Here is a 15396-nt window from a genome sequence, read left to right on the forward strand (position 1 = left end):
CATAAAATACAAAAGTTAAAGAGTTAAATCGTCATCATTTAAATGATAACCTTCCAACCTTATTAAGCATAATTGATTTTGAATCATTAAAAAAAGCTTCAGGATTATTTATTAACTTCAACTTTTTCGAACCACTTACAAATGGTTTACACAATGATATTGAAATAGCGCCAATCAAGGTCAATTCTCTTTTAGTAATTACATTACGATTTATTTTTTCCTTTTTAATTACAACCTCATTCTCTTTCCCTCCATCCTCTTTAGTCTTTTTCAACTCAGCATTTTTTTCGCTCAACTCTACTTTTGATAAACTCACTTTTTTGTTATTGACATTCAAATTCAAATGCCAATTTAAATAACTTTCACTAGAGAACGCTGAATCAGAAATACGATCCCCACTAACAAACGTTTTATTATCTATATTTAAAACTGACACATTTATATTTTTATATCCATGAGATTTTCTATCAGAAAACTCTCTAATTTCATCATCGGCAGTAAACCAGCTATATTTTCTAAAAAACAACCAAGTAAAAAATTTATTTAAACGGTATAAATCTCTTCCTGAAAACAAATCAGAGATATCATTTTTGCTTATTTCTTCCGAAACCTCTAGCAATGACTTTTTGTGCGTAGAGAACTTACCCTCGCATCCGTAATATGCATTACCTATATTAAACAGCGGCTTATTGTGTGCCAATGCAAGTAATCCAACCCCTGAGTTATAAAGGGCCACGCAGTCCGAAATTTCAATTAAAGCATGAATGTTATCTTTTTGATTGGCAATAACAGCATTTGCATAATTATTAGCCCAACTCATATCATATTTGCTTAATGGATGTTCTTTTATTATAAAGATAACATCCGGAAATTTAGCTATTGCCTCCTGAATCCCGTCCTCATATACACTATAGCTAGTATACCCATCTGTAAAATAATTTACAGCCATATCATCCCTAAGCTGTAAAGGAATAAACACTTTTTTCTTGTCAGTCATTCTGAGTAATGCATTTTTATTCCATGTAATATCATAATCATCCATCGCTTCTAGTGAATATTTACCTGTGGTAAGATCATCTATTAAATTTTTAGAACTATTTAATTCTTCATCACTAAAATCAATGCTATCGAGATCATTGTATATTCTTTTATATTCAGGATCACCATATGCAACCTCATCAGAAAAATAAATTGAATTAGGAAGCCCTCCTCGTTCAATCACCGTTACTTGAACACCAAGCCTTTTCGCAACCTCAATGACTCCCCTAAATGAAACGTGACTTTTCATGTAAGGGTTAAAAATGAACACTCGCTCAACTTCTTTTTTCTCAATTTTACGCATAGCCTCAGAAATTGAACCATCATCTTTATCAGACAGCACATCAAGGCTATAACCGGCCATTCTTAATGGTAAAAAATAACCCCACTGAGATTTATCACTGAATATACACAGTGCTTTTTTATTTCTGTTGATATAATCGACTTCTAATAACTCTGAGTCAGATGTTGAATGCTTACTCAATACAGCATTAAAGCGCTCACGTTTCCAATCATTGGATTGAGTCCAATATCCTTTATCAGATGGTTTTTCATGCCATAAATGAAAAGCTTTCAGTCCTAAAAGTTCACAAGGTAAAGTAAATGCCTCAAGATAGCGTCTAAAACCAAGATAATCTTTTTGTCCCCAGAAGGAAGATTTCAATGGGCCGTAGAAATCTTTTTCAAGAGATCCAGAGATAGGTATGTTTGATGTCAACTTGGCTAAACGAATTAAGAATTCAAAATCCTCAGATCCATGTCCTCGAAATTCATCACAATAACCTCCAGACATATCAAACATTTTCCTATGTAAAAAAATGCTATTACTGTATGGAGCTACAAATTCAAATACATCACCAAATTTAGATGCCAAACAATTTGTTTCCCATTTACCAATCAATTGATCCTTTGCTTTTAAGTTATCAAGAGATTCAAATAAAACGGTAGCCGATTCATTTACATGATAGATCGGCATCGTAAGAACCTTTAATGGATTTCTAGTAAGACCCAGTCTATTTGCCAATGATGAGAGCCTGATTATAAAATCGCGTTCATAAACATAATCAATGTCAGCAAGCAATAAAAAATCAGTTTTCAAATTTTGGAAGCAAATATTTCTAGCTTTTGCCAAAGAAAATGTATCATAATCATCAACAAAAATGTACTCACCCGAGTTATTATGACACAGTTCTTTTATTCTTGATGAGTATTCAAGTTTAGAACCAAAATCAACAATCATTACATTTGGTTTAGGGGAGTAAAAGGTTAAGGCAAATTCAATTCTATCCAAGACCCATGGATTTATATCACTACACCTTACCGCATAACAAATAGTTATATCATCAGGCTTAACCTCGTATTCTGATGAGGCAGATAAAATTGTGCTAGAAAAATGATTTTTGGATAACAACATGATTATTCACCAATTATATAATTACTAAAAACTAGGTTTATTAACACCCAGCCTCATGAGATAAATACAACGCAACAGCCCGTTCAACATCTTGAAAATAATAAACAATATTATTTCTATCTATAAACAGCGCCACATCGCAAAACTCCTTCAACGAATTCAAACTGTGCGACACCATCAAAAAGCTCGCTTCCTTATGCCGCTCTTTAAACAGCTCCGCACACTTCTGCTTAAACCGGGCATCCCCCACCGCCGTCACTTCATCCACCAGGTAATAATCAAACTTGAACGCCATGCTTAAGCCAAATCCCAGACGCGACTTCATCCCGGAAGAATAGGTTTTAATCGGCATATCAAAGTATTTCCCCAGCTCGGCAAACTCTTCGACAAAAGCGACCTTCTCTTTCAGCTCATCGCGGGTTGCATACAGGCGCGCGACAAACTTCACGTTCTCGCGCCCGGTCAGGCTGCCCTGAAAACCGCCCGCCAGCCCGACGGGCCAGGAGATGCTGCTGTCAGTGATAATTCGCCCACTGTCGGGGCGGTCAATGCCGCCAATCATGCGCAGCAGCGTCGATTTCCCCGCACCGTTGCGGCCAATGATCGCCACACTTTTCCCGCTCGGCAGTTCGATATTGAGATCTTTAAAAACGTAATGCCGCCCCTGCGGCGTGGGGTAGGATTTAGACAGGTTCTCGATACGGATCATGATGTGAGCATCGCCTCTTCGTTACGGCGATACACCGCCAGCCCAAGAAACAGCACTACCAGCGTACATAGCGCCAGATACGGCAGGTTTACGCCCTCGCTAACGTAGTTCGCCACTACGCATTCACGGCTCAGTTCGACGATGTGCACAATCGGGTTCCACAGCAGATACGGCCAGTAATCGCGCGGAATGGCATGCAGGGGAAACATTATGCAGGAGACAAAATAGAGCGGCTTTATCAGGATCGGTAAAAACTTCTCCGTCTCCGGGAAGGCATTCCCAACCACCATAAAGATGAGCCCCACGCCGCAGGAGAAAATCACCAGCAACAGCCAGGTGAGGATGAGCGTCACCAGACGGGTAACCGCAAAATCTTCCCCGGCAAAGCCGACGATAGCCATCAGCACAATGTACACGCAGCCGTAAATCAGGCTTTCAAGCAACGCGCGGGCAATGATGGTGTCGACCGGCCTGACGGGGCGATAGTTGAACAGCCCCTGGTTGGCCTCGATGGCGCCAATCGAACGCGTCGTAATATTGCTGAAAAGAAAGTACGGGATGATGCCGTTAATCAGAAATACCGGGAAAGAGATATCCGGCATCGTGCGATGCATAATAAAACCGAATACTGCCAGCATCACCAGCATATGCGCCGCCGGTTCCAGCACCGCCCAAAAATAGCCTAAACGGTATTTCCCGAATCGGGTTTTAATCTCACGCAGGAAGAGCGCGCTAACGGCGGCTCGTTGAACTTCAATACCACTTCTGGCCATGGTTTATCCGATAGTTGAATCAGGCACGCTACCGCCCCTGGCTTCAGGCTGCCAGAGCGCCGGTAATCATTAAAAGTGTGTGAAGGGAGGTATCAGGCGGGGAATGAGTGAGAGTGCAGTAGAAATCCATTTTCCATTGCAATTAATAAATCAACATCATTCCCTTGATGTATAATTCAGGAATATCCCAACGTGCGTAATGTAGACCTAAAAAGAACAAGTTCCTATTCTATTGTGGCAATATAAACTAAATATTGATTTTAGTTTTTCTAAATAAATAAAATAGTGATGAATCGAATCTTCAATATATTAATAATATATATTTCACTCAACCAGAAGCTCGTTCAGAATTGCGTAATCTGGTTACAAACTTTCGCCACGTAAAAGTTGTTTAAAAATAGTACATGTTGCTCATTTGAGCTACAAAGAAGAAGGTATAGTGTTCACCACAGGAGTTACTAAAATGGCCGCAAATGCATTTGTTCGGGCACGCATCGATGAAGCGTTGAAAAACCAGGCGACAGAGGTGCTGGCAGAAATGGGATTAACAATTTCAGATCTGGTACGAATCACCCTGACTAAGGTTGCACGCGAAAAGACACTGCCGTTCGATTTACATATTCCCAATGAAACAACCGTAAAAGCGATAAACAACAGCGAAGCTGGCGTTGATACTCACAAAGCAAAAGATGCTGATGACTTGTTTAACAAACTGGATATCTGACTATGGAACAAAGGGAACTTGAGTACTCAGGACAATTTGAGAGAGATGTTAAGCTGGCAAAATGCGTCATAAGGATATGAATAAACTCAAAACCCTCATGACGCTCCTTATTACTAATTCCTTACCGCTTCCTGCTTTTTACAAAGACCACCCTCTACAGAGTAATTACAAAGGTTATCGTGACGCGCATATCGAACCAGATTGGATACTTATTTATAAGATGACTGACAGGCTCCTGCGATTTGAACGTACAGGAACGCATGCTGATCTTTTCTGATTCCTATAAAATAACTCAGGCAACCGGCGATAACGTTATCCCGCTTCGCCCATCAGTTGCTTCACAAGCTCAACGCAGCGCAGGAAGCGCGCATCGTAGTCCGCCTCTTCAACGTGTACGAACTCAATGTTATTTTCCTTGAGCATCGATACCAGCAGCGACTGAAACTCTTTGCGATCGACAGAGCTGCCCAGGCTGCGTAGTCCGTCGTTAATCCACGGCGTGTTGTTCTCCAGCAGGATAACCAGGTCGAAACGGTATTCATCGATCATCGCCTGCACGAAGGGATGCTCGCGGCCTTCATATTTTTTGCAGAACGCCTGGGTGCTAACAAAATCGGTATCGATAAAGGTCACCTTGTTGGCGTATTTCACCGCAAAATCAATGTACTGGGCATGGCCGAGCGCGATTTTATCGTAATCGGAATATTGCAGCGCCATCTCATCACCGCCCAGATGCGAGAAGACATAATCGCGGCCATACTCCCAGGCGCTGGAGGTATTAAAGATATTGGCGAGCTTATTCACCAGCGTCGATTTACCGCTGGATTCGCCGCCAAGAATCGCTACCGTGCGCACAAAGAACGGCTTCACTTCGGTGGGGATGTACTCCCAGTAGCGGAACGGGTTCTCACGAATCTGCCCGCCGCTGATGTTCATGAAGGTTCGCTTCGGATCGACCAGCACGGTTTTGATGCCGAGATGTTCAATATACTGCGGCGCATCCAGCTCTTCAGAGGTGTAGATAACGTCAGGTTGAATGCCCTTCTCTTCCATAAAAGCTTTCATGCCGCGGCTCCACACATCCCAACCGTGCGGGTAAGGCTCCATGCCTTCTTCATTGAAAGCGTGGATGCGAATGTTTTTCTGATATTTAAAGGTTTGCAGCAACCAACGCAGGCGGTCCGGGACGGTGGGCTGTTGCGACATGGCGCTCTGCTCAAACAGCGTGCGGTCGCGCACGTCGTCGTAACCCATGATGATATGCAGCTCGTCCACCTGACTACAGGCGCGCTGAATCAGGTAGATGTGGCCGGTATGCAGCGGGTAGAACTTACCGAAAACCACGCCAACGGTCTTTTGCAGACGCGGGAACTCCAGGCCTAGAAAGCGATGCAGCGCTTCCAGTTTCTGCGCGCTTGGGCTTTTGATTTTGGCGTTCAACAACTGACTGAGGTAGCCCTTGGTCATGCCGCTGGCGTCAGCTACCTGCTGTAGCGTGCAACCTTTCTGACGGATCGCGGTTTTAAGATAGTCGAACGATGACACAAGAGCCTCCTGCTGATGGGGTAAACGATGGTAAAGAGATCCCGGCAACGACGCCGAACTGCGCCTGATGGCGCTTCGCTTATCAGGCCTACGAATCTGGTAGGCCGGATAAGGCGTTTACGCCGCCATCCGGCAACGGCGCTGAACTGCGCCTGATGGCGCTTCGCTTATCAGGCCTACGAATCGGGTAGGCCGGATAAGGCGGTACGCCGCCATCCGGCAACGACGCCGAACTTCGCCTGATGGCGCTTCGCTTATCAGGCCTACGAAGCTGGTAGGCCGGATAAGGCGGTACGCCGCCATCCGGCAACGGCGCTGAACTGCGCCTGATGGCGCTTCGCTTATCAGGCCTACGAATCGGGTAGGCCGGATAAGGCGGTACGCCGCCATCCGGCATCGGCGCTGAATTACGCCTGATGGCGCTTCGCTTATCAGGCCTACGGATCGGGTACGCCGCCATCCGGCAACGGCGCTGAATTACGCCTGATGGCGCTTCGCTTATCAGGCCTACGGATCGGGTAGGCCGGATAAGGCGGTACGCCACCATCCGGCAACGGCGCTGAACTGCGCCTGATGGCGCTTCGCTTATCAGGCCTACGGATCGGGTAGGCCGGATAAGGCGGTACGCCGCCATCCGGCAACGGCGCTGAATTACGCCTGATGGCGCTTCGCTTATCAGGCCTACGGATCGGGTAGGCCGGATAAGGCGGTACGCCGCCATCCGGCAACGGCGCGATGTTAATTATAAGTCGTCAAAGACGTTTAGCGCATCCGCGAGTTTTTTCACGCCGAACACCTGCATGCCTTCGGGCGGTTTTTTCGGTACGTTCGCGGCTGGCACAATTGCGCGGCGGAAACCGTGTTTGGCCGCTTCGGAAATACGCTCCTGGCCGCTCGGCACCGGGCGAATTTCTCCGGCAAGGCCCACTTCACCAAACACCACGAGATCCTGCGGTAGCGGCCTGTCGCGCAGGCTGGAGACCATCGCCAGCAGCAGCGCCAGGTCGGCGCTGGTTTCGGTGACCTTCACGCCGCCAACAACGTTAACGAACACGTCTTGATCCGCCATCTGCAAACCGCCATGACGATGCAGCACCGCCAGCAGAATCGCCAGACGGTTCTGCTCAAGCCCAACAGCCACGCGACGCGGGTTCGACATCATCGAGTGATCCACCAGCGCCTGAATCTCAACCAGTAGCGGGCGCGTACCTTCCCACACCACCATCACCGAGCTGCCGGACGTCACTTCATCGCCACGGCTCAGGAAGATAGCGGATGGGTTGCTGACTTCGCGCAGACCCTGTTCGGTCATGGCGAAAACGCCCAGTTCATTCACTGCGCCAAAACGGTTTTTATGGCTGCGCAGGGTGCGGAAGCGCGAATCAGCGTCGCCATCCAGCAGCACCGAGCAGTCGATACAGTGTTCCAGCACTTTCGGGCCCGCCAGCGAGCCATCTTTGGTCACGTGGCCGACCATCACGATCGCCACACCGCGCGTTTTCGCAAAGCGCGTCAGGTAAGCGGCGGTTTCGCGCACCTGCGCCACGCTACCTGGCGACGACTGAATATCCGCCATATGCATCACCTGGATGGAGTCGATAACCATCAGCTTCGGCTGCTCTTCCTCGGCGATCATGCAAATCTGTTCGATGCTGGTTTCCGACAGCATATTTAGATTGGCCGTTGGCAGGCCGAGACGGTGCGCGCGCATCGCCACCTGCTGTAGTGATTCTTCGCCAGTGACGTACAGAGTTTTCATCTGCTCGGCGAGCTTACACAGCGTTTGCAGCAGCAGCGTTGATTTCCCGGCCCCTGGGTTACCGCCGATAAGAATCGCGCTGCCTGGCACCACGCCGCCGCCCAGTACGCGGTCAAACTCTTTAAAACCGGTTGAGAAACGCGGCAGCGCTTCCAGGCTGATATCCGACAGCTTTTGCACTTTCGACACGCCCGCGCTGCCCGCATAACCGCTTAGACGTTCATTACGCGCAACGGTTGGGGAAGCCGCCACACCACGCACTTCGGTGATGGTATTCCAGGCATGGCAGGCGCTGCACTGCCCCTGCCAGCGCGGATAATCCGCACCACATTCATTACAGACAAATGCGCGTTTTGGAGCTTTCGCCACGTTTTACCTCTTATTCCTGGTTCAGGCTGCCCGTCAGAATGCACAGCACTCCAACCAGGTCAGCGTGACGGATGGTGACTTCCGTCTGTTCGTTTACTTTCGGCTTGGCATGATAGGCGATGCCCAGCCCCGCCGCTTTGATCATCGGCAGATCGTTCGCACCATCGCCGATAGCGACGGTCTGCTCTTTCGGAATTTCATACTGCTCGGCAAGGCGCTGTAACGTATTGGCTTTATATTTCGCATCCACGATATCGCCCACCACTTCGCCCGTCAGTACACCGTCCATAATGCCCAGTTCGTTGGCGACCACGGCGGTCAGGCGCAGCTTATCGCGCAGATATTCCGCGAAGAAGGTAAAGCCGCCGGAGGCAATCGCCACTTTCCAGCCCAGCGATTCCAGCTTCAGTACCAGTTGGGTTAAGCCCGGCATTAACGGCAGGTCATCACGGACCTGGCGCAGAATATTGGCGTCCGCGCCCTTAAGCGTCGCAACGCGCTGACGCAGGCTGGCGGCAAAATCGAGCTCACCGCGCATCGCACGCTCGGTCACTTCAGAAACCAGCTCGCCGGTACCGGCCAGTTTGGCGATTTCATCAATGCATTCAATCTGAATGGCGGTAGAATCCATATCCATCACCAATAACCCAGGCGTACGCAGGTGTGGGATTTTCCCCAGCGGCGCAACATCCAGCCCGGCGTCGTGCGCCAGTTTGGTCGCGCGCGGCGTTAATGACCCGGCCAGGCGAATAACCTGATAATCTTCCACACACCAGGCAGCAACAATCACCATTGCCGCGCCCAGCTTGCGCTGATAAGAGGTTAACTGGGGTTTATCCAGCCCGCGTCCGTAGAGCAGCCAGCCGCTGCGTCCGGCGTGATAATCCAGTGGCATCACTTCATCGCCACTTAAAGAAAGCGGCAACCCAGGCCACAAGGAGACATCTTCAGGCAGGTCGCACCAGGTCAAACTGTTCGGCATTACAGCTCCACTCCACTTCATTAAGGCCAGGAAAATAACGCATGAGGCTACCTTGTAACCAGCGCTTCTGGCAACATTAAGCTGCAAATTTTCAAAGGTGGAATATGGTACGCGCAAAACTGAAATTTAGACTGCATCGCGCCGTGATTGTCCTGATATGCCTCGCACTTCTGGTGGCATTGATGCAAGGGGCGTCATGGTTCAGTCAACAACACCAGCAGCAGCGTAATCCGCAGCTTGAAGAACTGGCCCGCACGCTCGCCCGCCAGGTGGCGCTGAATCTTGCGCCGCTGGTGCGCAGCGAAACGCCAGATGAGAAAAAAGTCCGCCAGTTGCTGACGCAACTCACCGCGGAAAGCCGCATCCTTGACGCCGGGGTGTATGATGAAAAAGGCGACATGATTGCCCGCGCGGGCGAAAGCGTCGAACTGCGCGACCGACTGGCGCTGGATGGCAAAAAAGCGGGCGGCTATTTTAACCAGCAAATCGTCGAACCCATTCAGGGGAAAAATGGTCCGCTAGGCTATTTACGCCTGACGCTCGATACCCATACGCTGCCAACAGAAGCCAAACAGGTCGATAACACCACCAATATTCTGCGCCTGATGCTGCTGCTGTCGCTTGCCATTGGCGTGGTGCTCACACGCACGCTGCTACAGGGCAAACGCACCCGCTGGCAACAATCACCCTTCCTTCTCACCGCCAATAAACCGGTACAGGAAGAGGAAGAAGAGAAAAAAGAGTAGAAAGGGAACTCAATATGGCCACTTTACGCCTGCTCCTCTCAGACTCATACGACCCCTGGTTTAACCTGGCGGTTGAAGAGTGTATTTTCCGTCAGATGCCCGCCACTCAGCGCGTGCTGTTCCTCTGGCGCAACGCCGATACCGTGGTCATTGGCCGCGCGCAAAACCCGTGGAAAGAGTGTAATACCCGGCGCATGGAAGAAGACAACGTGCGCCTGGCGCGTCGCAGCAGCGGCGGCGGCGCGGTGTTCCACGACCTCGGCAATACCTGTTTCACGTTTATGGCGGGTAAACCGGAGTACGACAAAACCGTCTCAACCAGTATTGTGCTGGACGCGCTGAATTCGCTGGGCGCGGTGGCGGAAGCATCCGGACGCAACGACCTTATCGTGAAAACGCCGGAGGGCGATCGCAAGGTGTCCGGTTCAGCCTATCGCGAGACCAAAGATCGCGGGTTCCATCACGGCACGCTGCTGCTCAACGCCGATCTCAGTCGTCTGGCGAACTATCTGAATCCGGATAAGAAGAAACTTCAGGCGAAGGGCATTACCTCCGTGCGCGGGCGCGTGGCAAACCTCGTCGAACTGCTGCCGGGCGTGACGCATGAGCAAATTTGTACGGCGATTACGGAGGCGTTTTTCGCCCATTATGGCGAACGGGTAGACGCCGAAATTATCTCGCCGGACAAAACGCCAGACCTGCCGAACTTTGCCGAGACGTTTGCGCGCCAGAGCAGCTGGGAGTGGAATTTCGGTCAGGCCCCGGCCTTTAGCCATCTTCTGGACGAACGCTTCACCTGGGGCGGCGTAGAGCTGCATTTCGACGTCGAGAAGGGGCACATCACCCGTACGCAGGTATTTACCGACAGTTTGAATCCTGCGCCGCTGGAAGCGCTGGCCGCGCGTTTGCAGGGATGCCTGTATCGGGCGGATGTGTTACAGCAGGAGTGCGAGGCGCTGTTAGGTGATTTCCCGGAGCAGGAGAAAGAGTTGCGGGAGTTATCAGCGTGGATTGCGGGGGCGGTGCGGTAATTATTGCCGGATGGCGGCTAACGCCTTATCCGGCCTACAAAACCACACAGACCTGTAGGCCCGGTAAGCGCAGCGCCACCGGGCATTATTATCGTTCTCCGGCGTTGAATTCGTTGATATCCCCTGCCCAACCTACCGGATAAATCCCCTCTCGCACATCGCGATGAAAGGAGGAAAATGGCCAATCCTGAACACGTGTTACCCAACCGTGTTTTACCGGATTAATGTAGATGTAATCCACATGACGGCGATAATCTTCCTCATCGCGAATAGCATGTTCCCAAAAGTGAGGCTGCCAAACAGCGCCGCACTTTATTGCTTTGGAAAATCGTTTTTTAATCTCTCGCCAGCGTGCCGAAAAATTATATTCGTCCTGAGGGAGTGTCCAGATACAGTGAAGGTGTTCCGGCAGAACAACCCAGGCATCAATGTAAAAAGGTTTTTTCTGTTTAACGTCTTTCACCACAGCTCTCAGGGCTGCAACATGGCTGACCAACAAATCAGTTTGCCGATTTTTCAAATTCACCGTGAAAAACCAGGTTCCGCCGTTGATGTAATAACGCCGATAGTTCGACATTTTGTTTATCCCCATAAACAAAAAATCAAACGTAGCGCGCAGAAAGTAAAAAGCAATTGAGTGAGGAATTAATAGGAAGGCAGTTCGCAAATTCGGTGGAAAATGCCGGATGGCGGCTGCGCCTTATCCGGCCTACAAAACCACACAGACCTGTAGGCCCGGTAAGCACAGCGCCACCGGGCACCACAGGCACCTTACTCCTGGTCGCCCAGCAGTACAGATTCCAGCGCGATTTTGATCATGTCGTTGAACGTGGTTTGACGTTCAGCGGCAGTGGTCTGCTCGTGGGTACGGATATGGTCAGACACGGTGCAGATGGTCAGCGCTTTTGCGCCAAATTCTGCTGCCACACCGTAGATGCCCGCCGCTTCCATCTCGATCCCCAAAATGCCGTATTTTTCCATCACGTCGAACATTTGCGGGTCCGGCGTGTAGAACAGGTCTGCGGAGAAGATGTTACCGACGCGCGCGTCAACGCCCAGTGCTTTCGCTGCGTCTACCGCGTTACGCACCATACCGAAGTCAGCAATCGCCGCGAAGTCGTGATCTTTAAAACGCAGACGGTTTACTTTGGAGTCGGTGCACGCGCCCATGCCGATAACCACATCACGCAGTTTTACGTCCGGGCGAACCGCGCCGCAGGAACCCACGCGAATGATTTTCTTCACGCCGAAATCGGTGATCAGCTCTTTGGTGTAGATGGAGCAGGACGGGATACCCATACCGTGACCCATTACGGAGATTTTGCGGCCTTTATAGGTACCGGTGAAGCCCAGCATGCCGCGAACGTTGTTTACTTCACGGACGTCTTCGAGGAAAGTTTCAGCAATATGCTTCGCACGCAGCGGGTCGCCTGGCATCAAAACTACGTCAGCGAAATCGCCCATTTCTGCGTTAATGTGTGGGGTAGCCATCGTTATATCCTTTTATAAATTGTTAATGCCCGATGGCGGCTACGCCTTATCGGGCCTACAAAAACAGAATCGTAGGCCCGGTAAGCGAAGCGCCACCGGGCAAGCAATCACAGCATGTTTTTACCGTATTCCATCGGTGACGTACCGAAGTACGTCGCCAGCGTCTGGCCGATATCCGCAAATGTTTCGCGGTGGCCGAGCGAACCCGGTTTTACTTTCGGGCCATAAACCAGTACCGGGATGTGCTCACGGGTATGGTCGGTGCCCTGCCAGCTTGGGTCGCAGCCGTGGTCAGCGGTCAGGATCAGAATGTCATCTTCCCCTACCAGCTCCATCAGCTCCGGCAGACGGCGGTCGAACAGTTCAAGACCCGCAGCGTAACCGGCGATATCGCGACGGTGCCCCCAGGAGGAGTCGAAATCAACGAAGTTGGTGAAGACAATGGTCTTATCGCCCGCTTCTTTCATCTCTTTGATGGTCGCGTCAAACAGCGCGTCCAGCCCGGTGGCTTTCACTTTTTTAGTGATACCGCAGTTGGCGTAGATATCCGCGATTTTACCCACGGAAACCACGTGGCCGTCTTTCTCATCAACCAGTTTCTGCAACACGGTCGGCGCTGGCGGTTCGACAGCCAGATCGTGACGGTTGCCAGTACGCTGGAAGTTACCGGCTTTATCGCCGATAAACGGACGCGCAATTACGCGGCCAATGTTGTAGCCGCCTTCGGTCAGCTCTTCACGGGCGATTTCACACAGCTCGTAAAGTTTATCCAGGCCAAAAGTCTCTTCGTGGCAGGCAATCTGGAACACGGAATCGGCGGAGGTGTAGAAAATCGGCTTACCGGTTTTCATATGCTCTTCGCCCAGTTCGTCCAGAATCACGGTACCGGAAGAGTGGCAGTTACCCAGGTAACCCGGCAGATTCGCGCGTTTTACCAGTTTATCCAGCAGTTCCTGCGGGAAGCTGTTTTCGTGGTCGCTGAAGTAGCCCCAGTCGAACAGAACCGGCACGCCGGCGATTTCCCAGTGACCCGACGGGGTGTCTTTACCGGAAGAGAGTTCATGCGCCCACGCGTACGCGCCAACGACTTCGGCATTGCCGTCCATACCCGCGGCGATTTTACCGGTAGAACCCTCATGCGCTTTCACCAGGCCCAGGCGGGTCAGGTTAGGCAGGTTCAGCGGGCCTTTACGGCCATTGTCAGCCTCACCTTTGGCGCAGGCTTCTGCGATATGGCCCATTGTATCCGCACCGACATCGCCAAAGCGGTCGGCATCTTCAGTTGCGCCGATACCAAAGGAGTCCAGCACCATAATAAATGCACGTTTCATCTTGTTCTCCATACATCTTGCGCTGCAAAAAAGCGATCAGATCAGTATATCGCTATTCAGTGATTCGACGATAGACTGTCGGTGTAATTTCTGGCGCTTTGTCGTCAAGGCGAATGGCCGCTTTGACGGCTTTCGCCGCTTCCTGCCAGCTGTTTTCATCTTTCGCGTGAATGACCGCCAGCGGACGCTGCCCGTCAACGCTGTCACCCAGACGAATCATGTCGGTCAGGCCGACGCTGTAATCGAGTGTATCGGAAGCCTGGCGGCGTCCACCGCCCATCGCCACCACCGCCATGCCGAGCGCGCGAGTGTCCATCGCGCCGACAAAGCCTTCGGTGTCAGCATACACCGCTTTGCTGAGCATCGCGGTCGGCAGGTATTTCGCATAATTTTCCACGAAATCGGTCGGGCCCTTTTGCGCTGCCACCATGCGGCCAAATACCTCTGCCGCTTTGCCGTTATCCAGCACCGCCTGCAATTTGGCGCGCGCTTCTGCGTCATCTTTGGCGAGCTTGCCGGAAATCAGCATTTCCACGCACAGCGCCATGGTAACGTCGAGCAGACGCGGGTTGCGATATTCACCTGTCAGGAACTGCACCGCTTCGCGTACTTCGACGGCGTTACCCGCGCTGGAGGCCAGCACCTGGTTCATGTCAGTCAGCAGCGCGGTCGTGCGCACGCCCGCGCCGTTGGCGACGCCAACAATCGCTTCGGCCAGCGCCTGAGAAAGTTCGTAGGTCGGCATAAATGCGCCGCTGCCTACTTTCACATCCATCACCAGCGCATCGATACCTTCAGCCAGTTTTTTGGCGAGGATGGACGCGGTGATAAGCGGGATGGAGTCCACCGTCGCGGTAATGTCACGCGTGGCATAAAAACGTTTATCCGCCGGTGCGAGCGAACTGGTCTGCCCAATGATCGCCACACCCACGTCTTTAATAATTTCACGGAAACGGTCATCGCTTGGGAAAATATCAAACCCAGGGATCGCTTCCAGTTTGTCCAGCGTACCGCCGGTATGCCCCAGGCCACGCCCGGAGATCATCGGAATGTAGCCACCACATGCGGCAACCATCGGCCCCAGCATCAGTGAAGTGACATCACCCACGCCGCCGGTGGAATGTTTATCGACAATCGGGCCATTAAGGTTAAGGCTTTTCCAGTCCAGAACGGTTCCTGAATCACGCATGGCCATGGTCAGCGAGACGCGCTCTTCAATAGCCATATCGTGGAAGAAAATGGTCATCGCCAGAGCAGCAATTTGCCCTTCTGAAATGGTGTTATCGCGAATGCCATTGATAAAGAAACGAATCTCTTCGTCGCTTAATGCGTGACCGTCGCGTTTTTTACGAATGATTTCTTGTGCGAGAAACAAGGTAACCTCCCTGAGGAAAAGAGTATGAAGGCGGTTTTTGCCGGGGCCGTGCCCGTCAGCATTGCCGGATGGCGGCTGTCGCCTTATCCGGCCTACAATCGTTGCAGGC

General features: G+C 50.9%; 13 protein-coding genes and 1 pseudogene. 4 read left to right on the plus strand and 10 right to left on the minus strand.

Annotation, left to right across the window (positions count from 1 at the left end):
- Positions 1-34: 34 nt before the first annotated feature.
- Genes G163CM_RS14635 through G163CM_RS14645 form a run of 3 tightly spaced genes read right to left on the minus strand, consistent with a single transcriptional unit; the run spans position 35 to position 3934 of the window.
- The gene (locus G163CM_RS14635; RefSeq protein ID WP_231825451.1) at positions 35-2452 is read right to left on the minus strand and encodes a capsular polysaccharide export protein, LipB/KpsS family; all 2418 of its coding nucleotides are present in this window, start codon (positions 2450-2452) and stop codon (positions 35-37) included.
- 40 nt (positions 2453-2492) lie between these two features.
- The gene (locus G163CM_RS14640; protein ID WP_231825452.1) at positions 2493-3161 is read right to left on the minus strand and encodes an ABC transporter ATP-binding protein; all 669 of its coding nucleotides are present in this window, start codon (positions 3159-3161) and stop codon (positions 2493-2495) included.
- On the minus strand, positions 3158-3934 hold the full coding sequence (locus tag G163CM_RS14645) for an ABC transporter permease (protein ID WP_231825453.1): 777 nt from the start codon (positions 3932-3934) through the stop codon (positions 3158-3160). The genes G163CM_RS14640 and G163CM_RS14645 overlap by 4 nt, the downstream gene beginning before the upstream one ends.
- 463 nt (positions 3935-4397) lie before the next feature.
- Here G163CM_RS14645 and G163CM_RS14650 point away from each other — a divergent pair, with 463 nt between their 5' ends.
- Both G163CM_RS14650 and G163CM_RS14655 read left to right on the plus strand, forming a co-directional pair.
- Positions 4398-4658 carry a type II toxin-antitoxin system RelB/DinJ family antitoxin gene (locus G163CM_RS14650; RefSeq protein WP_231825454.1) on the plus strand — a complete coding sequence of 87 codons (261 nt, stop codon included), beginning with the start codon at positions 4398-4400 and terminating at the stop codon, positions 4656-4658.
- A gap of 2 nt (positions 4659-4660) precedes the next feature.
- Positions 4661-4935: pseudogene (locus tag G163CM_RS14655) on the plus strand (type II toxin-antitoxin system YafQ family toxin).
- A 35-nt stretch (positions 4936-4970) separates the two neighbouring features.
- Here the strand turns inward: G163CM_RS14655 and nadR are convergent.
- The 3 genes from nadR to serB all read right to left on the minus strand — a co-directional run bounded on the left by nadR (position 4971) and on the right by serB (position 9313).
- Positions 4971-6203 (minus strand): multifunctional transcriptional regulator/nicotinamide-nucleotide adenylyltransferase/ribosylnicotinamide kinase NadR, encoded by a 1233-nt coding sequence (gene nadR / locus G163CM_RS14660; protein ID WP_108475582.1) that lies wholly within the window; start codon positions 6201-6203, stop codon positions 4971-4973.
- A 742-nt stretch (positions 6204-6945) separates the two neighbouring features.
- Positions 6946-8331 (minus strand): DNA repair protein RadA, encoded by a 1386-nt coding sequence (gene radA, locus G163CM_RS14665; RefSeq protein ID WP_231825455.1) that lies wholly within the window; start codon positions 8329-8331, stop codon positions 6946-6948.
- 10 nt (positions 8332-8341) lie between these two features.
- Complete coding sequence (serB, locus tag G163CM_RS14670; protein ID WP_231825456.1) at positions 8342-9313, minus strand: phosphoserine phosphatase; 972 nt, start codon at positions 9311-9313, stop codon at positions 8342-8344.
- 104 nt (positions 9314-9417) lie between these two features.
- On the opposite strand from serB, the gene G163CM_RS14675 reads away from it, so the two are divergent.
- The gene (locus G163CM_RS14675; protein ID WP_015966018.1) at positions 9418-10059 is read left to right on the plus strand and encodes a YtjB family periplasmic protein; all 642 of its coding nucleotides are present in this window, start codon (positions 9418-9420) and stop codon (positions 10057-10059) included.
- 14 nt (positions 10060-10073) lie between these two features.
- Entirely contained in the window at positions 10074-11090 is a 1017-nt protein-coding gene (gene lplA, locus G163CM_RS14680) for a lipoate--protein ligase (RefSeq protein WP_015966019.1), read from the plus strand.
- A gap of 88 nt (positions 11091-11178) precedes the next feature.
- Here the strand turns inward: lplA and G163CM_RS14685 are convergent, their stop codons facing one another.
- From G163CM_RS14685 to deoA, 4 genes are all read right to left on the minus strand, one after another.
- Positions 11179-11667 (minus strand): REP-associated tyrosine transposase, encoded by a 489-nt coding sequence (locus G163CM_RS14685; RefSeq protein WP_231825457.1) that lies wholly within the window; start codon positions 11665-11667, stop codon positions 11179-11181.
- A 194-nt stretch (positions 11668-11861) separates the two neighbouring features.
- Positions 11862-12581 carry a purine-nucleoside phosphorylase gene (deoD, locus tag G163CM_RS14690; protein ID WP_015966021.1) on the minus strand — a complete coding sequence of 240 codons (720 nt, stop codon included), beginning with the start codon at positions 12579-12581 and terminating at the stop codon, positions 11862-11864.
- Positions 12582-12688: 107 nt separating this feature from the next.
- Positions 12689-13912: a phosphopentomutase gene (gene deoB / locus G163CM_RS14695; RefSeq protein ID WP_149462991.1), complete on the minus strand. Its 1224-nt coding sequence runs from the start codon at positions 13910-13912 to the stop codon at positions 12689-12691.
- Positions 13913-13964: 52 nt separating this feature from the next.
- Positions 13965-15287 (minus strand): thymidine phosphorylase, encoded by a 1323-nt coding sequence (gene deoA / locus G163CM_RS14700; protein WP_231825458.1) that lies wholly within the window; start codon positions 15285-15287, stop codon positions 13965-13967.
- Positions 15288-15396: the final 109 nt, after the last annotated feature.

Source organism: Pseudocitrobacter corydidari, from assembly GCF_021172065.1.
Lineage (GTDB): Bacteria > Pseudomonadota > Gammaproteobacteria > Enterobacterales > Enterobacteriaceae > Pseudocitrobacter > Pseudocitrobacter corydidari.

What these genes read in the sequence shown, in the direction of transcription:
- G163CM_RS14635 (WP_231825451.1), bottom strand. Translation starts at nt 2,452, where the DNA reads ATGTTGTTATCCAAAAATCATTTTTCTAGCACAATTTTATCTGCCTCA.
- G163CM_RS14640 (WP_231825452.1), bottom strand. Translation starts at nt 3,161, where the DNA reads ATGATCCGTATCGAGAACCTGTCTAAATCCTACCCCACGCCGCAGGGG.
- G163CM_RS14645 (WP_231825453.1), bottom strand. Translation starts at nt 3,934, where the DNA reads ATGGCCAGAAGTGGTATTGAAGTTCAACGAGCCGCCGTTAGCGCGCTC.
- G163CM_RS14650 (WP_231825454.1), top strand. Translation starts at nt 4,398, where the DNA reads ATGGCCGCAAATGCATTTGTTCGGGCACGCATCGATGAAGCGTTGAAA.
- serB (WP_231825456.1), bottom strand. Translation starts at nt 9,313, where the DNA reads ATGCCGAACAGTTTGACCTGGTGCGACCTGCCTGAAGATGTCTCCTTG.
- G163CM_RS14675 (WP_015966018.1), top strand. Translation starts at nt 9,418, where the DNA reads ATGGTACGCGCAAAACTGAAATTTAGACTGCATCGCGCCGTGATTGTC.
- lplA (WP_015966019.1), top strand. Translation starts at nt 10,074, where the DNA reads ATGGCCACTTTACGCCTGCTCCTCTCAGACTCATACGACCCCTGGTTT.
- G163CM_RS14685 (WP_231825457.1), bottom strand. Translation starts at nt 11,667, where the DNA reads ATGTCGAACTATCGGCGTTATTACATCAACGGCGGAACCTGGTTTTTC.
- deoD (WP_015966021.1), bottom strand. Translation starts at nt 12,581, where the DNA reads ATGGCTACCCCACACATTAACGCAGAAATGGGCGATTTCGCTGACGTA.
- deoB (WP_149462991.1), bottom strand. Translation starts at nt 13,912, where the DNA reads ATGAAACGTGCATTTATTATGGTGCTGGACTCCTTTGGTATCGGCGCA.